The organism is Azospirillum brasilense, assembly GCF_001315015.1.
GTDB classification, from domain to species: domain Bacteria; phylum Pseudomonadota; class Alphaproteobacteria; order Azospirillales; family Azospirillaceae; genus Azospirillum; species Azospirillum brasilense.
The window spans coordinates 1,247,390-1,269,836 of the sequence record NZ_CP012915.1; the positions used below are offsets into that span (position 1 = coordinate 1,247,390).

16 protein-coding genes are annotated in these 22,447 nt (G+C 69.3%); 8 read left to right on the forward strand and 8 right to left on the reverse strand.

All coding sequences use genetic code 11. The features are described from left to right. Positions 1-43: 43 nt before the first annotated feature. Together AMK58_RS19390 and mutY are read right to left on the reverse strand one after the other, a co-directional pair. Complete coding sequence (locus AMK58_RS19390; protein WP_035678612.1) at positions 44-787, reverse strand: DUF1194 domain-containing protein; 744 nt, start codon at positions 785-787, stop codon at positions 44-46. A 21-nt stretch (positions 788-808) separates the two neighbouring features. Further along, on the reverse strand, positions 809-1,891 hold the full coding sequence (mutY, locus tag AMK58_RS19395) for an A/G-specific adenine glycosylase (RefSeq protein ID WP_035678609.1): 1,083 nt from the start codon (positions 1,889-1,891) through the stop codon (positions 809-811). A 142-nt stretch (positions 1,892-2,033) separates the two neighbouring features. Here mutY and AMK58_RS19400 point away from each other — a divergent pair, with 142 nt between their 5' ends. From AMK58_RS19400 to AMK58_RS19430, 7 genes are all read left to right on the forward strand, one after another. Then, positions 2,034-2,513 (forward strand): DUF721 domain-containing protein, encoded by a 480-nt coding sequence (locus AMK58_RS19400; RefSeq protein WP_014198352.1) that lies wholly within the window; start codon positions 2,034-2,036, stop codon positions 2,511-2,513. A 108-nt stretch (positions 2,514-2,621) separates the two neighbouring features. Next, positions 2,622-3,305, forward strand: a complete 684-nt coding sequence (locus AMK58_RS19405) for a DsbA family protein (protein WP_236778244.1) — start codon at positions 2,622-2,624, stop codon at positions 3,303-3,305. Between the two features lie 25 nt (positions 3,306-3,330). Continuing rightward, complete coding sequence (locus AMK58_RS19410; RefSeq protein WP_059399310.1) at positions 3,331-6,792, forward strand: chromosome segregation SMC family protein; 3,462 nt, start codon at positions 3,331-3,333, stop codon at positions 6,790-6,792. Positions 6,793-6,896: 104 nt separating this feature from the next. After that, positions 6,897-8,048 carry an NAD(P)/FAD-dependent oxidoreductase gene (locus AMK58_RS19415; RefSeq protein ID WP_059399311.1) on the forward strand — a complete coding sequence of 384 codons (1,152 nt, stop codon included), beginning with the start codon at positions 6,897-6,899 and terminating at the stop codon, positions 8,046-8,048. A 14-nt stretch (positions 8,049-8,062) separates the two neighbouring features. Then, positions 8,063-8,536: a hypothetical protein gene (locus tag AMK58_RS19420; RefSeq protein ID WP_035678597.1), complete on the forward strand. Its 474-nt coding sequence runs from the start codon at positions 8,063-8,065 to the stop codon at positions 8,534-8,536. Positions 8,537-8,696: 160 nt separating this feature from the next. Continuing rightward, entirely contained in the window at positions 8,697-9,395 is a 699-nt protein-coding gene (locus AMK58_RS19425; protein ID WP_014198347.1) for an OmpW/AlkL family protein, read from the forward strand. Positions 9,396-9,557: 162 nt separating this feature from the next. Further along, entirely contained in the window at positions 9,558-9,992 is a 435-nt protein-coding gene (locus AMK58_RS19430; RefSeq protein ID WP_035678595.1) for a CBS domain-containing protein, read from the forward strand. 91 nt (positions 9,993-10,083) lie between these two features. Here AMK58_RS19430 and AMK58_RS19435 read toward each other — a convergent pair whose 3' ends face one another. The 5 genes from AMK58_RS19435 to AMK58_RS19455 all read right to left on the reverse strand — a co-directional run bounded on the left by AMK58_RS19435 (position 10,084) and on the right by AMK58_RS19455 (position 16,991). Then, a complete protein-coding gene (locus AMK58_RS19435; RefSeq protein ID WP_035678594.1) occupies positions 10,084-10,728 on the reverse strand; it encodes a response regulator in 645 nt (214 codons plus the stop codon). Positions 10,729-11,176: 448 nt separating this feature from the next. Beyond that, a complete protein-coding gene (locus tag AMK58_RS19440; protein ID WP_035678592.1) occupies positions 11,177-12,967 on the reverse strand; it encodes an acyl-CoA dehydrogenase C-terminal domain-containing protein in 1,791 nt (596 codons plus the stop codon). 17 nt (positions 12,968-12,984) lie between these two features. Next, on the reverse strand, positions 12,985-15,318 hold the full coding sequence (locus tag AMK58_RS19445) for a 3-hydroxyacyl-CoA dehydrogenase/enoyl-CoA hydratase family protein (protein WP_059399312.1): 2,334 nt from the start codon (positions 15,316-15,318) through the stop codon (positions 12,985-12,987). Positions 15,319-15,345: 27 nt separating this feature from the next. Beyond that, positions 15,346-16,509 carry a thiolase family protein gene (locus AMK58_RS19450; protein WP_014198340.1) on the reverse strand — a complete coding sequence of 388 codons (1,164 nt, stop codon included), beginning with the start codon at positions 16,507-16,509 and terminating at the stop codon, positions 15,346-15,348. Beyond that, on the reverse strand, positions 16,506-16,991 hold the full coding sequence (locus tag AMK58_RS19455; RefSeq protein ID WP_059399313.1) for a MerR family transcriptional regulator: 486 nt from the start codon (positions 16,989-16,991) through the stop codon (positions 16,506-16,508). The genes AMK58_RS19450 and AMK58_RS19455 overlap by 4 nt, the downstream gene beginning before the upstream one ends. A gap of 284 nt (positions 16,992-17,275) precedes the next feature. Here AMK58_RS19455 and AMK58_RS19460 point away from each other — a divergent pair, with 284 nt between their 5' ends. Beyond that, a complete protein-coding gene (locus tag AMK58_RS19460; protein ID WP_035678585.1) occupies positions 17,276-17,458 on the forward strand; it encodes a hypothetical protein in 183 nt (60 codons plus the stop codon). A 102-nt stretch (positions 17,459-17,560) separates the two neighbouring features. On the opposite strand, the gene AMK58_RS19465 is transcribed toward AMK58_RS19460, so the two are convergent. Then, complete coding sequence (locus AMK58_RS19465; protein WP_059399314.1) at positions 17,561-22,426, reverse strand: alpha-2-macroglobulin family protein; 4,866 nt, start codon at positions 22,424-22,426, stop codon at positions 17,561-17,563. Positions 22,427-22,447: the final 21 nt, after the last annotated feature.

Consider the following 22,447-nt stretch of genomic DNA (forward strand, 5'->3'; position numbering starts at 1 on the left):
CCAGACGATTTTCCAAAATTCGGGGGGTGTTGAGCGGCGGCGCTCAGAAATTAGCTGCGGCGATAACCGAGTGCGGGGCTGGAAAAGCGGCGATTTCCTGGATGAGCTTTTGCCGGAGCGCCTCGACGAAGCTGCTGCGGTCCATCGCCGTCTTCACAAATCCGTTCACTCCACCGACGACGTTTTCCTGGTAATACTCTTCCAGCCACGGAAACTCGTCGAGGATGGCCAGGGCGTTGATGGTGATCCCCTGCCGCTCGACCCGGTCGCGGACGCCCGCAGGGTCCGGGCCGCTGTTGGAAAAGCCGTTCGACACGATGTCGATAACCTTGCGCGCGGCGTCGAAGCCGTTGCCGGCGAACAGCTTCGCCGATTCTTCGATGGCGCTGCCCAACGCCGTGGAGTCGCCCTGGAAACCGCGCGGCGCCTTGTCGATCCGGGTCGCGAAGGCGGCGACCTCCTCCGCGCTGGTCAGCGGAGTCCAGGGCACCAGGACGCGCAGGCTGTGCGGGCCGGAAAAGACCACCAGGGTCGCCGCGGTTCCACCCGCGGTCACCGCATCGCTGACATCCGGATCGCGGAAGGCCGCGGCGTGGCCCTGCAACTGGAACTCCAGATCCCCATCGGTGATCGAGGCCGACCCGTCGACGGCCAGCACCAGCTCCAGGGCGACACGACGCCCGCCGGGGGCCGGAGCCTTCTTCGCCTTAGGCTCCGCCCGCAGGGGTCCGGCAAGCCACACCCCGGCCAGGAATGCCGGCAGGGCCAGGATCGATCGCCGCCTCATGTCGCTCAGTCCACCTTCCGTCTATGCGTGTGCCAGCGCGTGACGCACCACCTTCATCATGACGGAGGGAAGAGCCTGCCCGCCCAGTCGGTCCACCGGAACCCACAGCCCCTCGGCCATCCGCCAGCCGTCGCCGGCCTTGCCCGTGACCACCTCAAGGTCGAGGTGAAAATGGCTGAAAGTATGGCGGACCACGCCCGGCAGGCGGCGCCAGGTCAAATCCAGCGGGGCCGCCGCCGCGATCTCGGCATCGCTCGGCGCATGGCCGGCCCAGGGGGTGGAGGGGACCTCGGTCATGCCGCCCAGCAACCCCTCCTCCGCCCGGCGGCGCAGCAGCACGTCCCCCTCCGGGTTCAGCAGCCAGAAGGCGACGCCGCGCCGGGTCGGCTTGTCCGCCTTGGCGACCTTGCGTGGAAGCTGCTCCTGGATGCCGGCGGCGCGGGCGGCGCACCAGTCCGACCAGGGGCAGAGCATGCATTTCGGCTTGCGCGGCGTGCAGACCGTGGCGCCCAGATCCATCATCGCCTGGGCGTAGTCGCCGGGCCGCTCGTCCGGCGTCAGGAGGGCGGCCAGCGCGCGCAGCTTGGGCTTCACGCCGGGAAGCGGTTCCTCGACGGCGAACACGCGGGAGACCACCCGCTCCACGTTGCCGTCCACCACCGTCGCCTTGTGGCCGAAGGCGATGGCGGTGATCGCCGCCGCGGTGTAGGCGCCGATGCCCGGCAATTCCAGCAGAGCCACCTCCTTGTCGGGAAAGCGCCCCGCCCGCTCCGTCGCCACCACCTGCGCGCATTTGTGCAGGTTGCGCGCCCGCGCGTAATAGCCGAGCCCGGCCCAGGCCACCAGAACATCATCCAGCGGCGCCGCCGCGAGGTCGCGCACCGTCGGCCAGCGCTCCGTGAAGGCGCGGAAGTAGGGGGCCGCCGCGGGCACCGTGGTCTGCTGCAGCATGATCTCCGACAGCCAGACCCGGTAGGGGTCGGCGACCTCCCCCGGCTTGGCGCGCCAGGGCAGGTCGCGGCGGTTGTGATCGTACCAAGTTAGCAGCCGTGGGGCGGCGTCCCTGGGGGCGCTTTTTGGGGCGGTGTGGGGAGACGTCGTCATGGCGGCAAGACATAGGGCGAACCGGGACGCCGATAAAGGCCTGCCGATAACGGGGCACCCGCGGGCACGCTGGCGAAGTCCGGTCCGCTTGCGCTAGGGTGCGCGGACGATCACCAGAAAGCCCCGACCAGGAAGCCTTGACATGAACGGACCGCGGCGTATCGGCCAGACCGTCCCCGAGGTGGCCGGAAAGGCGCTGGGCAAGCGCGGGCTGGCCTTCGGCTCGCTCATCAACGACTGGCCGTCCATCGTCGGCCACCAGCTGAGCCTTCGCACCGCCCCCGACAAGCTGAGCTTCCCGCGCGGCAAGCGGGAGGACGCCGTCCTGCACATCCGCGCCATGGGCGCCATCGCGCTGGAGCTTCAGCATCTGGAACCGCAGATCGTGGAGCGGATCAACAGCTTCTTCGGCTACCGCGCGGTGGCGAAGATCAAGCTGATCCACGCCGCCCCTTTGACCATACAGAAGCCGACGGTGCGCCCGCGCGACCTGACCATGGACGAGGAACTGTCGGTGATGACCACCACCGCGACGGTGGAGGATGAGGAGTTGCGGGCCACGCTGGAGCGCTTCGGGCGCTCGCTTCTGGCCCGCCCGCGTCCGGCACCGCGCCGCCGCTAGCCATCATGCGATCCCTTGGCGCAAGAGCCGGCTCGGGCTGGGCCATACTCTTGCCGCAAAAGGGGAGTTTCGATTATACCATCAACATCTGGTAGGGATGAGGCCAAAGTGAACCGCAACCTTTTGGGCATCGTTGCTCTGATCGCGGTCGGCATGACGCTGATCGTCGGGCTCGCCGTCGTCGGCTCCCGGCCGTCGAACGGGCAGACTCTGCCCGTGCAGACGGCACCGGTGCAGATGGCGCAGGCTCCCGCCGTTTCGACCGCCGACCTGCTGGCCGACCGGGTGCTCGGCAACCCCAACGCGCCGGTGACGATCCTCGACTACTCGTCGATGACCTGCCCGCATTGCGCCGCCTTCCACACCGAGACGCTGCCGAAGATCAAGGAAGCCTACATCGACACCGGCAAGGCGAAGCTGATCTTCCGCGACTTCCCCTTCGACCAGACGGCGCTGCGCGCTTCCATGCTGGCCCGCTGCGCTCCGGCGGAGCGTTACTACCCGCTGCTCGACGTGCTGTTCAAGAGCCAGGGCCAGTGGAGCCGCGCCGCCGATCCGGTCAAGGCGCTGGCCCAACTCGGTAAACTCGCCGGCATGAGCGAGCAGACCATCAGCGCATGCATGGCCAATCAGGCGCTGGAAAACGGCATCCTGCAGAGCCGTCTGGTCGGCCAGGACAAGTACAAGGTGGAGGCCACCCCGACCTTCGTCCTCAACGAGGGCGCGGCCACCATCAGCGGCGCGCAGTCCTTCGAGACCTTCGCCGCCGCCATCGACAAGCTGGTGAAGTAAGGACCGGGCAGAAGGCTTCGATCCCGTGCACTTCACGCGCCTCCGCCTGTCCGGCTTCAAGTCGTTCGTCGACGCCACCGATCTGGTGATCGAGCCGGGCATGACCGGCATCGTCGGCCCCAACGGCTGCGGCAAGTCGAATCTGGTGGAGGCGCTGCGCTGGGTGATGGGGGAAACCTCCGCCAAGCGCATGCGCGGCGACGACATGGACGACGTCATCTTCGGCGGCACGGCCAATCGTCCGGCGCGCAATCTGGGCGAGGTCGCCCTCCTCATCGACAACCGCACGCGCACCGCCCCCGCCGGCTTCAACGAGCACGACGAGCTGGAGGTGACGCGGCGGATCGAGCGGGGCAACGGCTCCGACTACCGCATCAACGGCAAGCTGGTGCGGGCCCGCGACGTCCAGCTCCTCTTCGCCGACAACGCCTCGGGCGCCGCCTCCCCGGCGCTGGTCAGCCAGGGCAAGGTCGGCCAGATCATCAACGCCAAGCCGCAGGACCGCCGCATGCTGCTGGAGGAGGCGGCGGGCATCACCGGCCTGCACTCCCGCCGGCACGAGGCGGAACTGCGGCTGAAGGCGGCCGAAGCCAACCTCATGCGCCTCGACGACGTGATCGGGGCCATGGACACCCAGCTTCAAAGCCTGAAGAAACAGGCGCGGCAGGCCGCCCGCTACCGCAACCTGTCGGAGCAGATCCGCAAGGCGGAGGCGGTGCTCTGGCACCTGCGCTGGATCGCCCATGAAGGCGAACTGGCGCGCGCCCGCGGCGCCTTCGCCAAGGCCGAGGGCGCGGTGCGGGAGCTGATGCTGGCGGTCACCCAACTGACCACCCGCCGCACCGATGACGCCGCCGGGTTGCCGGAGAAGCGCCAGACCGAGGCGGCGGAGGCAGCGGCCCTGCAACGGCTGGTCATCGCCAAGGAACAGCTCGACGCCGAGGAGAAGCGGGTCGCCGAGCAGCAGCGCGCCCTGCTCTCCCGCCTTCAGCAGATCGCCGGCGACCTCGGCCGCGAGGAGGCTCTGGCCGCCGACGCCGGCGACGCCCTGGCCCGGCTGGAGGCCGAGCGCGACCGGCTTCTCGAAGCCCAGGCCGACGAGGAGATGCTGGAGGAGGCCGCGCGCGACGCGCTGGCCGACGCGCGGGAGGCGGTGGACGCGCTCGACCGCGAGCTGACCCGCCTGACCGAGCAAACCGCCGCCGACGAGGCCCGCCGCGCCGCCACCCTGCGGCAGGTCGCTGATTTTGAAACACGCGCTGCCGGGCTCGCCAAGCGCCTCGCCGAACAGCAGGCGCAGCGCGACGCGCTGGAGCGCGAGATCGCCGCCCGCGCCGATGTGGCTGAGTCCGAACTGGCCGTCGAACTGGCCGAACAGCGGTTGGAGGACGCCCGCGAGGCCGCCGAACGGGCCGAGCGCACCAAGACCGACGCCGAGCCCGCCCAAGCCCGCGCCCGCGAGGCCCTACAAACCGCCGAATCCGCCCGCGCCAAGCTGAAGGCGGAGGAGAAGGCGCTGGCCGAGCTGCTCTCCGCCGGGGCGGGCGACCTGTTCCCGCCGCTGGTCGATGCGGTGACCGTCGCTCCGGGCTACGAGGGCGCCCTGGCGGCAGCGCTGGGCGACGCGCTGACCGCTCCGCTGGACGAGGCCGCCCCGGTCCATTGGCGTAGCCTGCCGCCCTACCCGGCCGCCGCCGCCCTGCCCGCCGGGGCTGAGCCGCTGGCCGACCGCGTGCAGGGACCGGACGCCGCCGCCCGCGCCCTGTCGCACATCGGCGTTGTCGCCGACGACGCGGCGGGCGCGGCCCTGGCCGCCGGCCTCGCCCCCGGCCAGACCCTGGTCAGCCGCGACGGCGGGGCATGGCGCTGGGACGGGTTGACCGTTCAAGCGGGCGCGCCAACCGCCGCCGCCGTCCGCCTGAAGCAGCGCAACCGCCTGAACGAGCTGCGCGGCGAGTTGGACCTCGCCGACGAGCGGCTGGAGGTCGCCCGCGACGCCCTGGACGAGGCCAAGCGCGCCGTCGAGGAAGCCGCCCAGGCCGACCGCCGCGCCCGCGACGCGGTGCGCGAGGCCTTCACCGGGGTGACCGCCGCCCGCGACCGCCACGCCAAGCTGGCCCGCGAGGCCGACGCCGCCGCATCGAAGCTGGCGGCCGTGGTCGACGGCATCGCGCGGCTGGAAACCGACCGGCAGGAGGCCGAGGCCGCCCTGGAGGAGGCGCGGGAGCTGCTGGACGCCCTGCCCGACTCGCGCGAGGGCCGCGACGCCGTCAACGACCGCCGCGCCACCCTCGCCGAACACCGCACCGTCCTGGCCGAGAAGCAGAACGCGCTGGACCGCCTGACCCGCGAGGCGCAGTCCCGCCGCCAGCGTCTGGCCGCCATCCAGCAGGACGTCGCCTCCTGGGGCACCCGCTCCGCCGGTGCGGGCGGGCGCGTGGCCGAACTGAAGCAGCGCGCCGCCGCCGCCGAAGCCGACCTCGCCCAGTTGCAAAGCCGCCCGGCGGCGATCGAGGCCGACCGTCAGGCGCTGCTCGGCCGGATCAGCGAGGCCGAACGCGCCCGTAAGCGCGCCGCCGATTCCCTGGCCGAAGCCGAGAACCGGCTGGCCGAGACCGAAAAGCTGTTGAAGCAGGCCGAGTCCGGTTTGGCCGACGCCCGCGAGGCCCGCGCCCACGCCGAGGCCGCCGTCTCCGCCGCGCTGCAGAACGGCCAGACCCTGACGGAGCGCATCGCCGAGCGGCTGAACTGCCGCCCCGAACAGACCCGCGCCGCCGCCGACCTTCCCGCCGACGAGGCGATGCCCGACGTGGCGGTCGTGGAATCGCGCCTCGACAAGCTGACCCGCGAGCGGGAGAACATGGGGCCGGTCAATCTGCGCGCCGAGATCGAGGCCGCGGAGCTGGAAACGCAGATCGGCACGCTGCAGACCGAGCGCGAGGATCTGGTCAGCGCCATCGCCCGCCTGCGCCAGGGCATCGCCAGCCTGAACCGCGAGGCGCGGGAGCGTCTGGTCGCCTCCTTCGACACCGTGAACCGCAACTTCCAGGAGCTGTTCATCCGCCTGTTCGGCGGCGGCAAGGCGCATCTGGAGCTGGTCAACGCCGAGGACCCGCTGCAGGCGGGGCTGGAGATCTACGCCAGCCCGCCGGGCAAGAAGCTGCAAGTGCTGTCGCTGCTGTCCGGCGGCGAGCAGGCCTTGACCGCGCTGTCGCTCCTGTTCGCCGTCTTCCGCTCCAACCCCGCGCCGATCTGCGTGCTGGACGAGGTCGACGCGCCGCTGGACGAGGCCAACGTCGGGCGCTTCTGCGATCTGGTCGAGGACATCGCGCGGGAGGGCAACACCCGCTTCCTCATCATCACCCATCACCGCCTGACCATGGCCCGCGTGGACCGGCTGTTCGGCGTGACCATGGTCGAGCGGGGCGTGTCGCAACTGGTCAGCGTGGACCTGCAAAAGGCCGAGGAACTGCGCGGCGCGGCGTAACCGGCCCCGATCTCCCATCCGCAGGCTTTCACGGCTTCATTCCGCTCCCTCTGACGCATAAGATGACGCGGATGAACGACCGGCCCGGTCGCCGGAAAGGGAGAATGGACGTGGAACGGGTGGATTTCCTGATCGTCGGCGGCGGCATGGCCGGCGCCTCGGCGGCCTATGAGCTGGCGGCGCACGGCAGCGTCGCCGTTCTGGAGCGGGAGAGCCAGCCCGGCTACCACTCCACGGGCCGGTCGGCGGCGCTCTACACCCAAACCTATGGGCATCCGGTGGTCCGCGCGCTGACGGTGGCGAGTTGGGACTTCTACACCAACCCGCCGGACGGCTTTTCGGAGCACCCGCTTCTGACTCCGCGCGGCGTCCTGCTGATCGGGCGGGCCGACCAGACCGCCGCGCTGGACCGCGACTTCGCCGAGGGGCGCCGCCTGACCCCGACCGTCGAACGCCTCGACCGCGCCGAGACGCTGGCCCGCGCGCCCTTCCTGAACCCCGATTACGTGGATGGCGCGGTGTGGGAGCCGGAGGCCATGGACATGGACGTCCACGCCATCCACAGCGGTTATCTGCGGGGGCTGAAGGCGCGCGGCGGGCGGCTGGTGACCGATGCCGGAGTGACGGCGCTGGAACGGCGCGACGGGCTGTGGATCGCCTCCACCCCGGCGGGTGATTTCGCCGCGCCGGTGCTGGTCAACGCCGCTGGCGCCTGGGCCGACGTTCTGGCGGGGATGGCCGGCGCGCGCGCCGTCGGGCTGGTGCCGAAGCGGCGCACCGCCATCACCTTCGATCCCGTGTTCGCCGATCCGGCAGACGGGGCGGGACTCGCCGGTTGGCCGATGACCATCGATGTGGACGAGCGGTTCTACATGAAGCCGGAGTCGGGCCGGCTGCTACTCTCCCCCGCCGACGAGACGCCCGTGGAGCCATGCGACGTTCAACCGGAGGAGTTGGACATCGCCGTCGCCATCGACCGCATGGAACAGGCGGTGCGCTTTTCCGTTCGACGTATCACGCACAAATGGGCGGGTCTGCGCAGCTTCGTCGCCGACAAGGTGATGGTGGCGGGCTACGACGAGTCGGTGGATGGCTTCTTCTGGCTGGCCGGCCAGGGCGGCTACGGCATCCAGACGGCGCCGGCCATGGGCCGCACCGCGGCGGCCCTGGCGACCGGACGCGGCCTGCCGCCGGAGGTTGCGGCCCTCGGCGTGCGTGCGGAGGATCTGGCGCCGGCCCGGCTGCGGCGCCCCTGACAGGAGACACGGCGATGCGCGGGACGATGAGCGGAAGCGGTTTCGTTGCGGTTCTTCTGACCACCGGCCTTCTGGGCGGCTGCGCCAACCCAGCCGCCGATCAGGCGATGGTCGCGCAGAACGCGCTGATCGGCATGCCGAAGCAGACGCTGCTGTCCTGCGCCGGGGTTCCGGAACGACAGACCACCGCCGGGGATCTGGAATTCTTCACCTACCGCAGCAACCGGCTGTATTCCTACCCGTCCTGGGGCGGCTATGGCGGCTACTGGGGCTATCCCTACGGCGCCTGGGGCGGCTACGGCTATGACGTGAGAAGCGTCGACTGCGATGCGACTTTCACCCTGCGCAATGGCGCGGTGGAACGCATCGTCTATGGCGGATCATCCAGCGGCGGAAGCCGACTCGGCCAGTGCTACGCAATCGTACAGAACTGCCTGTCGCAAGTCCCTTCACAGTCACCACAACCCTCCATGGCCCCAGCGCGTTAAGAGTTCCAGTCCATGCGACAACTCGTCGCTGTTGCAAAGCCGCCGCACCATGACGGATTGGTTGAGCTGCCATAGCAACCCTAGAAAAACTCTGGTAATACATCTCCAGGCATTAAGCCAAAAAAACGACATCAGCTAATTCTGCCCTGGAGCGAATCCCATGACTTTCCTGAAGCGCGCCGCCGCCGCCCTGCTGGCGACCACGGCTCTTGCCGCCGTTTCCTCCCCGTCGCTGGCCCAGGATTTCAAGGGCAAGTCCGCCGGTGACATCCTGGTGCGCGCGCGCGCCCTGGCCGTGATCCCGCAGGAAAATGGTGACCTGATCGGCGGCGGTCCGTTCGGCGGCAGCAACATCGGCAGCGTGGATATCGAGAACGATTACATCCCCGAACTCGACGTCTCCTACTTCATCACCGACAACATCGCGCTGGAGCTGATCGCCGGCACCACGCGTCACAAGGTTTCCGGTTCGCTGATCACCGGCCACGACATCGACGTGGGCAAGGTCTCGCTCCTGCCGCCGACCCTGACCGCCCAGTACCACTTCTTCACGAAGGAGCGTGTCAGCCCGTACGTCGGCGCCGGCATCAACTACACCTGGTTCTACGACGAGACCGCCGCCCGGAGCACCAACGCGGACGGCTTCACGACCAACACCGTCGACTATAAGAACCGCTTCGGCTGGGCTCTGCAGGCTGGTGTCGACGTCGCCCTGACCGGCAACTGGTCGCTGAACCTTGACGTCAAGAAGATCTTCCTGAAGACCGACGTGACCGCCAACGTCAGCGGCGTTCCGGTCACCTCGGACGTCAAGATCGATCCGTGGCTGATCGGCATCGGCGTCGGCTACCGCTTCTAATCAGCTTCTGCGGGGCCTCCCATGGGAGGCCCCGCAAGGCCATGGGATTCAGGCCGGCTACCTCGAAAGGGGTATCCGGCCTGTTCCTTTTTGCGACTTCCTAGAGCGGCAACAGTGGGTGAGCATTCCCTTTCGTGAATCCGCGCGGGAGGAAGCACAGCCATGCACATTGCCGCCGTCTTAAAGAGGAAGGGCACGGAGATCATCACCGCCAATCCGGAGGACCGGATCGACGCGGTCGCCCGCAAGCTCGCCCAACACAAAATCGGCGCCGTTCTGGTGATGAGGGATGACGGCCGGCCCGCCGGTATCCTGTCGGAACGCGACATTGTCCGCGCCGTGGCCGCGGATGGCGCCGCCGCCCTGGAGCGGCCCGTCGGCGATCTGATGACCCGCGACCTCGTCACCGGAAGCCCGGCCGACACGGTGTCCCAGATCATGGGCGTGATGACGCAGCGCCGCATCCGCCATCTGCCGATCCTGGAGGACGGCGAACTCGTCGGGCTGGTCAGCATCGGCGACATCGTGAAGGCGCGGCTGGACGACGCAGAACTGGAGGTCGAGTCCCTGCGCGGCTACGTCGCCGGAATGGGATAAGGCGACGCCACCAGCCTAAAAACGAAAACACCCGCGGGAGATCCCGCGGGCGTTTTCAAAGGTAGAACAGCCGGACAGCCAGTCTGGACGGTCAGGCGGAGTGCGACTGCGGAAAGGCCATGGCGGCCTGGGTGCGGTTGCGCACACCCAGCGACTTGAAGATCGCGGTCATGTGGATCTTCACCGTGCCTTCCGACAGGCCCAGCTCATGGGCGATCTGCTTGTTGGACTTGCCTTCGCGCAGGCGGTCCAGAACCTCGCGCTGACGCTGGGTCAGCAGATGGTCGAGTTGCGGGTCGCTGGGCGGGATGGCGCCGACGCGCACCTCCGTCTCCCCAGACTCGCGCAGCACAGTCGGCGGCACATAGACGCCACCGGAGAAGATGAGATCCAGCGCGCTCAGCATGATTTTCACGCTGGAGGATTTCGGGATGTAGCCTGCAGCGCCATGCTCCAGCGCGTCGCGGACGTCGTGATGCGCTTCGGACGCCGACACGACCACGACTTTGGAGTCGGGCTGCTTTCCCCGCAGGTCTTGGATGCCGGAGAAACCGGGCCAACCGGGCATGCGCAGATCGGTCAGAACGAGATCGTAGGTCTCGCCCTTGCCAGCCTTTTCCAGAAGCTCATCAAAGTTGCTGGCTTCCTCAAAGCTGGCACCCTCCTTCAGCTGCTCAAGCAGCCTGCGCAATCCCTCCCGGAAAAGCACATGGTCGTCTCCGATCAGGATTTTCATCTGGTGGTGCCCCCGTACTCAGTGCTTTCAATGGTCCGAACGTACAGCCCTGACACAAGGCCAGTGTTCCAACCCTCAGTTTCGGAAAAAATGCAGGCCATTTTCAAGCATCATATGACCCAATTCCAAAAGGTATAGAAAGTCCTTATGCAGGGTAATGTCACATCAGATGTACCACGTTTCGGTGGGGGTGGACAACCCGAATTTAACCTTTGTCACATTGCAGGCTCTGAGCAATGGCATTGCCGCGTGACAGCAATATCCATTTTATGCGACCTCCACCCATGACGAAAGTGAGCACGAATGTATCAGGCCACCGGGTTGCTCATGACAAAGAACCGTGGTTTTCATACTTTCTATCTTTCGCATCTCTCGAAGCGAAAGGGCCGGAACGGGTGAAGCATACACCGATCCCGGCCCAAAGACATAGACCCCGTAAGGCTGATCCTCAGAAGGCGGCCTCCTCCATCTCCATCAGTGGCTTGGACCCGGCCATGATGGTGATGAACAGGGCGTTGGTCTGCGGCAGCAGTTTCGCCATGTAGAAACGGGCCGTCCTGATCTTGGCCTCAAGGAAGATCGCATTGCCCTCCCCTGCCGCCAATTTTGCCGTGGCGGCCTTGACCATCTTCAGCCACATCCAGCCCAGCGCCACCAGACCGAACAGTCGCAGATAATCGGTGGCGGCGGCCCCCGCCTCCTCCGGGTCCTTCAGCCCCTTCTGCGCGATGATGGCGGTCGCCTGTTGGAGCTTGGCGAAGGCCTTGGCCAGCGGCAGCACGAACTCGGCCAGTTCCTCCCTCTCCATGTCGGCCTCGATCTCGGCCCCGACAGGGTGGAAGAAGCGGCGCAGCAGCCGGCCCATATCCTGCGGCAGCTTGCGCCCCACGAGGTCCAGCGCCTGAATGCCGTTGGTGCCCTCGTAGATCTGACAGATGCGGGCGTCGCGGACATACTGCTCCACCCCGGTTTCCCAGATGAAGCCGTGGCCGCCATGCACCTGCACGGCGATGTTGGCCGACTCGAAGCCGATGTCGGTGAACAGCGCCTTGACGATCGGCGTCATGAGCTGGACGAACTCGTCCGCCTCCTTGCGCGTCTTTTCGTCGGCGTGCTTCTCCGCCACGTCCAGCTTGTAGCCGACCAGGGCGCCCAGAGCGCGCGCGCCCTCGGTGTAGGCGCGGGCGGTCAGCAGGTTCCGCCGCACGTCGGGATGCACGATGATCGGATCGGCGGGCTTGTCGGGGTGCGCCGTGCCTTTCAGGGAGCGGCCCTGGAGCCGTTCCTTCGCATAGGCCACCGCGTTCTGGTAGCTGACCTCGGCCACCCCCAGCCCTTGGATGCCGACGGCGAGGCGGGCCGCGTTCATCATCACGAACATCGCCCGCATGCCCTTGTGCGGCTCGCCGACCAGCCAGCCGGTGGCGTCCTCGAAGTTCATCACGCAGGTGGCGGACGCCTTGATGCCCATCTTGTGCTCGATGGAGCCGCAGGCGACACCGTTGCGCGGGCCGACCGAACCGTCCTCCTTGGGCAGGAATTTGGGCACCAGGAACAGGCTGATGCCGCGCGTCCCGGCCGGCGCATCGGGCAGGCGCGCCAGCACGAGGTGCAGGATGTTCTCGGTCAGGTCATGCTCGCCGGCGGAGATGAAGATCTTCGTGCCGGTGATCTTGTGGCTGCCGTCCTCCTGCGGGACCGCCTTCGTGCGGATCAGCCCCAGGTCGGTGCCGCAATGGGGCTCCGTCAGGCACATGGTGCCCGCCCAGGTGCCGTCCACCAGCCGGCCTAGGAAGCGCTGCTTCAACTCCTCGGAGCCATAGGTGGAGAGCGCGTTGTAGGCCCCCAGCGACAGGCCCGGATACATGCCGAAGCTGAGGTTGGCGGAGCAGATGAACTCCTCCAGCATAGTGTTCACCAGCTTCGGCAACCCCTGCCCGCCATAGGCCGGATCGCAGGACAGACCCTGCCAGCCCGCCTCGATGTACGTGCTGTACGCCTCCTTGAAGCCCTTGGGCGTACGCACCACGCCATTCTCGAACGTACAGCCCTCCCCGTCACCAGACTGGTTCAGCGGGAACAGCACCTCCTCGCACAGCTTGGCGCCTTCTTCCAGGACCTGGGCGATCAGGTCGGGGGTGGCGTCCTCGTAACCCGGCAGTTCGGCCAGCTTGCCCGCGCCGACGATCTCGTCGAGGACGAAGCGGACATCCTCCAGCGGAGCCTTGTAGATCGGCATTGCTCAATCCTCCCCCATCAGTTCCGCAGCGGCTTGCCGGTGGTCAGCATGTGCTCCACCCGGTCGATGGTGCCCTCGGTGCGCACCAGCTCCATGAAGGCCTTGCGCTCCAGCGCCAGCATCTGGTCCTCGGTCACCGGCTGGGTGACGTCGGCCTTCGGACCGCCGGTCAGGATGCCGGCCAGCTTGCCGCAGACGACCATGTCGTGCGGCGTCGCCTTGCCCTGCAACGCGAAGCCTTCGAGGAACAGCTCCAGCGCGGCACGCCCGTTGGGGCCGGGCAGCGTGTAGGTGACCTTCACGGGCGGGGTGTAGTTCGCGGCCAGTTCCAGCGCCTTGGCCTTGGCGTCGGCCAGCAGGCGGTCGCGGTTCATGGTGATGCCGTCGCCGGGGCGCAGGTACAGCAGGTCCTTGGCCTCCGCCGCCGACTTGGCGACCTTGGCGAGGCTGATGGTCTCGAAGGCCCCGGCGATCGGCGGCATCGGACCCTTGGGAGTCTTCGGGTTGGCGGCGTGGCGGGCCAGCATCTCGGTGCAACCGCCCCAGCCGGGGATCAGCCCGACGCCGACCTCGACCAGCCCCATGTAGGTCTCGGCGTGGGCCTGCACATGGTCGGAGTGCAGCAGGATCTCGCAGCCGCCGCCGAGCGCCATGCCGCTGGGCGCCGACACCACCGGGAAGGGGGCATACTTCAGGGCGCGGTAGGCGCGCTGGCCGCCCTCCACCAGCTCCTCGATCTGCGGCCACAGCCCGACATTCAGGGCGAACAGGGCGAGGCCGAGGTTGGCGCCGACCGAGAAGTTGTCGGCCTCATTGTGGATGACCAGCGCCTTCCAATCCCCTTTTCCGTCGCCGATCAGCTTCATCGCCTTGCCGTAGGCGGCCATGACATCGCCGTCCAGCGCGTTCATCTTGCTGGTGAACTCGACGCACAGCACACCGTCGCCGATGTCCCACAGGCTGGCCGAGCCGTTCTTCCACACCGGCTTCGACGCCCGCTTGATGTCCGACAGCAGCAGAACGCCGTCCGGACGCACCACCGTGTCATAGAGGCCGGCGGTGGTCAGATGCTGGAGCTTGCCGTCCTCCACCCGGTAGAAGGGCCGCCCGGCGGCCTGCTCGACCAGCGGCGGGACGGGGATGCCCTCGCTGCGGCAGAGGTCGGCGAACCAGGCGGTGCCCAGCCGGTCGATCAGCTCGAAAGGCCCCTGCTTCCAGTTGTAGCCAAGCCGCATGCCCTCATCGACCGCGACGATGCTATCGGCGATCTCCGGCACCAGCGACGCGGCGTAGGCCAGCGTGTGGGCCAGCACCCGGCGGGCGTATTGCCCGGTCCTGTCGGGGAAGTCGGCCAACGCCCGCAGGTCCCGCCCGGCGGCGGACACGCTCTCCAGCTTCGGCTTGTCGGAGCGGCGGTAGGCGCCGGTGGTCAGGTCGATGGCCTCCTTGACCTTGGCGCCGCCGTCCCGGTTCAGGCGGTAGAAGCCGCCCTTGCCCTTGCGGCCGGTGTAACCCTCCGCGATCATCTTGGTGATGACGGGGTGCTCGCGGAAGGCGGCGCGGTAGGGATCGTTCTCCGGCAGGGTCGCCAGCAGGCTCTTGGCGATGTGCGGCATCAGGTCCAGCCCGACGAGATCGACCAGACCGAACACGCCGGTCTTCGGGATGCCCATGGGGCGGCCCACAATGGCGTCGGCCTCCTCCACCGTCAGGCCGAGATCGACGGCGGCGTTGATCGCCGTCTGGATCCAATAGACGCCGATGCGGTTGGCGATGAAGCCCGGCGTGTCCTTGCAGCGGACCACGCCCTTGCCCAGCGCGCGGTCGCCGACGTCGGCGACGGCGGCCAGCGCGTCAGGCCGGGTGGCCTCGCCACCGACGATCTCCAGAAGCCGCATGTAGCGCGGCGGGTTGAAGAAGTGGGTGATCAGGAAGTCGCGCTTGAAGGCGTCCGACTGCCCCTCGACCAGCACGCCCAGCGGGATGGTCGAGGTGTTGGACGACACCACGGAGCCCGCCTTGCGCACCGGGTCGATGCGGCGGTAGAGGTCGGCCTTGACCGCCGGGTTCTCGACGATGGCTTCGACGATCCAGTCGACGTCGGCCAGCAGGGCGAGGTCGTCCTCCAGATTGCCCGGAGTCACCAGCCGGGCGTTCTTCGGGTGCATGAAGGGCGCGGGGTCGGTCTTCAGGAGCCTCTGGATGGCCCCCTTGGCGATGGCGCTGCGGTCGTCACCCTCCTTGGCGGGGATGTCGAGCAGGACGACGGGGATGCCGGCGTTCGCGAAATGGGCGGCGATGCCGCTGCCCATCACGCCGGAGCCGATCACGGCGGCGCGTTTGATCTGCATGGTTGGTGCCTCCCTGTGCCGCCGCCGTCAGACCGCTTCCAGAACCGTGGCGATGCCCTGGCCGCCGCCGATGCACTGGGTGGCCAGGGCGAATTGCTTGCCCTCGCGCTTCAGCAGGGCCGCGGCCTTGCCGGTGATGCGGGCGCCGGTGGCGCCGAGCGGGTGGCCGAGCGCGATGGCGCCGCCGTCCAGATTCACCTTGGCCGGGTCGATGTCGAGGTCGCGCATGCAGGCGATGGCCTGGGCGGCGAAGGCCTCGTTCAGTTCGATCACGTCGATGTCGCGGATGGACAGGCCGGCGCGCGCCAGCGCCTTCTGCGCCGCCGGGACCGGGCCGAGCCCCATCACCTCCGGCGCGCAGCCGGCCACCGCGACCGAGCGGATGCGGGCGAGGATCGGCAGACCGTTGGCCTTGGCGTAGGCCTCCGTCGTCACCAGCACCGCCGAGGCGCCGTCCGTCAGGGGGGAGGAGGTGCCGGCGGTGACCGAGCCGTCGGCCAGGAAGGCGGGCTTCAGGCCGCTCAGCGTCTCGCCGCTGGTGCCGGGGCGGATGCAGCCGTCGCGCTCCACGAGGCCAGCGGCGGTCTGGATGGCGACGATCTCCTCGGCGAGGCGCCCGGCCTGCTGGGCCGCGGCGGCCTTGGCGTGGGACTCGGCGGCCATCGCCTCCTGGTCGGCGCGGGAAATTTCATAGCGGCGGGCGACGTTCTCCGCCGTGACGCCCATCGAGCAGTAGGCTTCCGGATAATGGTCCTTCAGGCCCGGATGGGGCAGCGGGTTGTAACCCATCATCGGGACGCGGCTCATCGATTCGATGCCCCCGCACAGGAAGACCTCGCCCGCCCCCATCTGGATGGCGCCGGCCGCCTGATGGATCGCCTGCATGGAGGAGCCGCAGTAGCGGTTGATCGTGGTGGCCCCGGCGGTCAGCGGCAGCTTCGCCAGGAAGGACACGGTGCGGGCGATGTTCATGCCCTGCTCGCCCTCGGGGAAGGCGCAGCCGACGACCACATCCTCGATGTCCTGCGGGTTGACGCCCGTGCGCTCGACCAGCGCCGCGACGACATGGGCCAGCAGGTCGTCGGGGCGGACCTTCGCCAGCTCGCCCTTGTTGGCGAAGGCGAAGGGGGAACGGGCGTAGCCGGCGATGACGACCGGATTGGCGGGCGTGGTCAAAGGCGCCGAGGTCATGGTTGCGTGTCCTCCGGGAAGTGCGTCTCCGTGATTCCGTTCCTGCGGAAATGGTCGGAGATCTGGGTGTCGATGATGCGCAGTTCACCCAGCGTCTGCTGGACGTCCTGAAGCTGCCGTTCCAGGTCGGCGATGCGGCGGCGGGCGATGCGCTGCATGAAGCGCATCTGCTCCTTCTGGATCTCGTCCGCGTCGTAGAGGGTGAGGAATTCCTTGATCTCGGCGAGGCTGAAGCCCAGCCGCTTGCCCCGGCAGATCAGCGCGAGGCGCGCGCGGTCGCGGTGGCCGTAGACGCGGGAGGTGCCGTCGCGCTGCGGCGCCAGCAGCCCTTCGTCCTCGTAATGGCGGATGGTGCGGTGAGTCAGCCCGAACTCGTCGGCCAGTTCACCGATGGCGAAGGAGCGCCCGGCGCCGTCCGCGCCGGAGGCGAGTCCGTCGTCGTCACGTGCGCCCAGCCCCATCAACCTTGCGGGTTGCGGCATTCCCCACCCTTCCCTTTATCGTCATTGGTTGACGTTTACGTAAAGGTAAGGCGCTTGCCATTTGCTGTCAAGCGGGCAGCCTGCTCTACTTCCGATGCCCATCCGGGGTGCGGCGCGGGCGCGCTGTGACAGCATGCCACGGGCAGTAAACATCCCCAGCTATGGCAGGCTCGGGGCATTCAACAAAAAACCGCCGACGAACCCGGGCCAGGAATGCTCGGACGCAACGGCCGGTTACAGGGCAGGACAAACCGGAGTCACGGCAAGCAGGGTTGGGACAGCCGATGTCGTCGCGCGCCATCGTATCGCTGGGCGTCTGGATACTCGCCATGGTGCTGATCGGCACCCTGACGGTCGGGGTCGCGTTGCTGTTCTACGTGGCGCTGACCGCCTTCTTTGCGGTCGTGGTGGCCATCCTGATGCTCGTCACCCGCCAGCGCGACGACGAACACAAAAAGATCGTCTGAGACCGGCCGAACCGGAAAAGCCAGCGAAAGAGCCCGTCCGGGAAAAGCAAAAGCCCCCTCGCCCGCGCGCGGCGGACGATGGGGCTTTTTCCATTCGGCCGCTTACTCCGGCAGGACGCGCAGGCGCGACGCGGCGGTGCGGGCAGACTGGTGCGGACGGTAAAGGTCTTCCACCGTCGCACCGGGCTGGGCGTAATCGCCGGGCGTTACCGCGCGCACCAGATAGACCAGCCGGAAGCGCGGCGCCTGCTTGGTCATGTCCAGCGCGGCGACGAAGCGGTCGTCACGGTAATCGACGGCGCGGGGCGCGGTCAGCTCGCCCAGCCAGGACAGGTCGCCCAGCGGCGCCCCGCCCCCGGCGAAGCGGGCGGCCTCGATCTCGAAGCCGGCGGGCAGAGGGTCGGACACCAGAACCTGCCGGTCCACCGGATCGGAAGCGCTGCCCTCCAAAATCACCACCAACCGGTCATTGGGACGGACGGCGCCCGGATCGGCGGGGCGGCCGGTCATGTCGAACAGGCTGCGCGTGACGGTCATGCCCTGCTCCTCCGCCCCCGGCGCCGCGTCGGCGATGCCGGACACCGACAGGATCTGGCGCAGCGGCTCCCCCCCGGCGTTGCGGATAGCCGGCGGAGCCGCCGGGTCGATGCGCTGGAACAGCGGCTTGACGCCCTCGGCGACCTGATCGGCCCCTTGCTGGTCCTTCTGGGCGATCTTCATACCCGGCGCCCGGTCGATCAGCGCCTTGGCCGCCTGGAGAAGCCACGCCTGCTCCTGCACGCCGGTGGTGCGGACGGCGGCGTAGGTCTTGGACAGGCGTTCGGTGGCCTGGGTCAGGCGCTCCCGCTCGACCACGCCGCTCTCGCCCATCAGCGCCACCACGCCGGCCTCGTCGCGCAGCGACGAGCCGTAGTCGCGCAGGCTGGCCGACACGACGCGGGCGCCGGACAGCCGCCCGAAGGCTTCCGCCGCGCGGTCCTTGTCGCCCAACGCGGCGATGGCCGTGGCCACCTGGGCGCGGGCGAAGTCGGTCTGCAGCTTGTCCCAGAAGGTCTCCTGGAAGTAGCGGACGGCACCGGCGTCGATCATCTTGGCGCGGGCCAGCACATAGAGCGCGTAGGCGCGGGCCGGCTGCTCGTCGGCCTCCACCCAGGCGTTGTCGAGCGCGCCGCGCAGCCCGTCCAGCCCCTTGCGGTAGGGACCCTCCGGCACGCGGTAGCCGGCGGCCTTGGCGCGGCCCAGGAAGTCCAGGGCGTAGGCGGTCAGCCAGGAATCGGCCTCCCCCTTCGGCGACCAGGCGGCGAAGGCGCCGTCCGTCCGCTGGAAGGTCAACACCCGGTCCACCGACCGCTGCACCCGCGCCTTCACCCGCTCGTCCGAGGCGACGCCCAGCGCCACCGCCACGTCGCCCAGCGACAGCAGGGGCAGTGCGCGGCTGGCCGTCATCTCCAGCCCGCCGGGGCCGCCGCGCTCCAGCGCGGTCAGCAGGCCGGGAATGTCGAGGTCCGGCAGGTTGCCGAGCGACAGGGCCGCCGTCGCGGTCTCCGGACGCAGGCCGTTCAGCAGGTCGGCGGGCAACTCGACGCTGCGCTCCGGGGCCAGCATGGAGGCGGTGCGGCGGGTGACCAGCGGCGAGGCCGGACGCACCGGGATTTCCCACTGGCGCGTGATGCGCAGGCCGTCCGGCCCGGTCACGTCCAGCGCGAGGTGGCCCGTGCCGACGCCGTTGGCGGTCAGGACCCGCCCGGCGGTGGCCCGCTTGCCCCGGCCCAGCTCGGGCACGGCGATGCTGCCCTCGCTGAGCGACACGGCGCCGCTGGCGATCAGGGAGATGGTGTAGGCACCCGCCGGCCCGGCGACGTTGTCGAGCGTCACCGGGACCACCGCCCGGTCCCCCGGCGCCAGGAAACGCGGCAGGCCCAGGTCGGCCAGCACCGGATCGGCGACCAGCATGGAGGATTCGGAGCGGCCCAGCTTGTCCCCGCTCCAGGCCACGGCCATCAGGCGCAGCCGGCCCTGGAAATCGGGGACGTCCAGCGGCACCGCCACCTTGCCCTCCGGCCCCACGGTCAGCACGCCGGAGAACAGGGAGACGACGCGCTCCGACTTCTGCGGGACGGTGACGCCGACCTGACGCAGCCGCGGAGCGGCGCCGGGACGCGTGCGGGTGGCGTCCAGGACCGCCGGATCGATCAGCCGCCCGAAGGAGTCGCGCAGCTCCACGCCGAGGCGGCGCTTGCCCAGATAATGGTCGATGGGATTCGGCGAATGCTGGTCGGTGAGCTGGAGCACCGCGTCATCCACCGCTGCGACCGTCACATAGGCCGGCTGGCCCTCCGGCGCGCCCTCAACCACCACCTCCGCGGTGACGGAGCGGCGGGGCTCGGTCTGGGCCGGGGCGGCGACGCGCACGTCCAGCGCCCGCTCGTCCCCGTCCACCGCCAGCCAGGACAGGCCGACGGCGCGGCGCGCCACGCCCTTCGACGGGCCACCCGCCGCGTCCGGCGCGCCGAAGGCGGTCGCCAGCACATAGACGCCGCCGGTCCAGGTCGGATCGACGGGAATCTCCAGGAAGGCGCCCTCCGGCCCGATGCGGCGGGTCGAGGCGTGGCGGATCTTGCGGTCGGCGACGGTGATCAGCACCTCGCTGTCGTAGGGCGGCTTGACGTAGACCCAGGCGGTGTCACCGCCCTTGTAGGCGGGCAGCATGACGGTCACGTCCACCTGATCGGGACGCTCGCCGGCGGTCGGGGTCATCCACCAGCCGGCGGCGAAGCGCAGGCTGCTCGCCACGCCGGTCTTGGGATCGAACACCTCAAGACGGTAGCGGCCGGCGGTCACCGGGGCCTCGACCGAGCCCGGCTTGGCCGCCTGGGCGGCGAGCGTGCCGCCGGTCACCCGCTGGTCGCGCACCGTGACTTTGTAGTCCCAGCGCCCGTTGGCCTCGAACCAGGCGTAGTCGTACTCCTCCTCGAACAGCTCGTAGGAGAGGTCCTCCTTGTCCATCGGCTGGCCGTCCGGCCCGACCGCCACCACGTCGAATCCGGCGGTGGCGCCCTCGGGCACCCCGTCGCCCTCGAAACGCGGGCGGATGCCGACGGCGAAGGGCTGGTGGCGCACCGGCAGGACCAGATCGCGGCTGACCGAGCGGCCCCCGATATCCAGCAGGGTGGCGCGGACCACCGCCTCCAGCGGCTTGGTGCTCTCCGGCGCCTTGGGCAGCGCGAGGTCGGCCTTGGCCTGCCCGTTGCGGTTGGTCGTGAAGCCCGGCAGGTCGCTGCGCAGCGGCTTCACCTCCTCCTGCGTGAGGCCGAAGCGGTAGCCGGGCAGGTTTGGATAGGGATTCGCCGCGGCGCGCAGCGTCACCGCCAGCTCGCCCGGCAGGCCCGCCGCCGGAGCGCCGTAGAGGAAATGCCCGTCGACGGTCAGCGTCGTCTTGCCGTCCGCCGGAAGCTCCGCCGCCTCGGCGGCGAGGGCGACCTCAAGACGCGGCGGCACGAAGTCCTCGACCAGGAATTCGGCGCGGCCCAGCACCGGCCCCGTCGTGTTCGGCCCCGTCGTGCTTGATTGCGCGCCCGCCTCCGGCTCGCCGTGGGCGGTGACGGCCCAGGTGCCGGTCATGGCGTTGGCCGGGATCTCGACGCGGGCGGCGAAGCTGCCGCCGCCGGATTCGGCGAGCGGGCGGCGGTCCACCTCGAAGCCGTCCGGGCGCTGGATCTTCAGCGTGACAGGCCGGCCGGTGACCGGCTTGGCGTCGGCGTCGCGCAGCAGCATCGCCAGATGCACCGTCTCGCCGGGGCGGTAGATGCCGCGCTCGGTGTAAAGGAAGGCGTCGGGCTGGCCGGGAACCGGGCGCGCCGGGACCGCCGCCGCGACGCCGCCCGGCGCCGCGTTCGGCGCCCCGGCCGCCGGAGGGGCGTTGGCCAGCGTCGGCGTGACGAGGTCAAGGAAGCCGAAGTCCCCCGCCCCACGGTAGGCGAACAGCGCCTGCACCGGCTCACGCCCGGCGGCGCGCAGGGCGGTGAGGTCGAAGCGCGCCAGCCCGTCCGCGCCGGTCAGCGCCTTGCCAAGCTCCTCGTTGTTGCGGGCGAGCAGGCGCAGTTCCACGCCGGCCTCCGGCGTCGCACCCTTGACGGAGCGGGCGAAGACGACCAGCGCGTCCTCGCCGGTGATGGCGTTCAGGCCGAGGTCGGAGACGACGAACCACTGGGTCGCCTTGTGGTCCCAGCCGCCGGGCTTGATGTCCTCGGTGCTGGCCACGGCGATGTAGACGCCGGGCTCCAGCCGGCCCAGCACGGCGTCGATGGGAAAGGGCGTCACCACCGCCTGGTTGCGGCTGTTGCTGATCGCCATTTCCCCGCGCCACACCTCCTGGCCGGAGCGGTCGAGGATCTCGCCGACCTCGTGGTCGGACATCTGCTGGCCGATGCGGCCGAAATAGATCTTCTCCACCAGGCTGCGGTCGTTGATCCGCAGCACCTGGAGCTTCGCCCGGTCGAGGTTGATGGAGCGCAGCGGCAGACCGTCGGCGCCGATGCGCGGCAGGATGTAGCCTGCCCCGCGGAAGGCCAGCGCCGGCTTGCGGTTCGGCACCTCGATGTCGCGCGCGTCGGGGTTGGGCAGGCGCTTCCCGTCGCTGCCCGGCAGACCGTCGCGCAGGGTGATGCGGTAGCTCTGCCCGTGCTTCAGCCCCTCGACGCAGAGCGTGCGGTCGCGGGCGACGGCGGTCCCGTCGAAGGCTGCCCCGCCCCCGGCAGGCGTCACCTCCACATAGTCGCGGTAGTTCACCGCGCGCGACTTCTCCAGCCGGTCGGTGAAGGTGAAGCAGGCCTGCGGCACGTCGCGCTCCGCCGCCACCTCGGCGGAGGAGACGCCGAAGGGCACCGGCTCGGGCGGCGCGTCGGCGGCAATGACGGGGGTTGAGGACGCGACGAGGACGGCACAGACACGCGCCACTGCACGCAACATTCGATCTTCCCTGGACCAGCC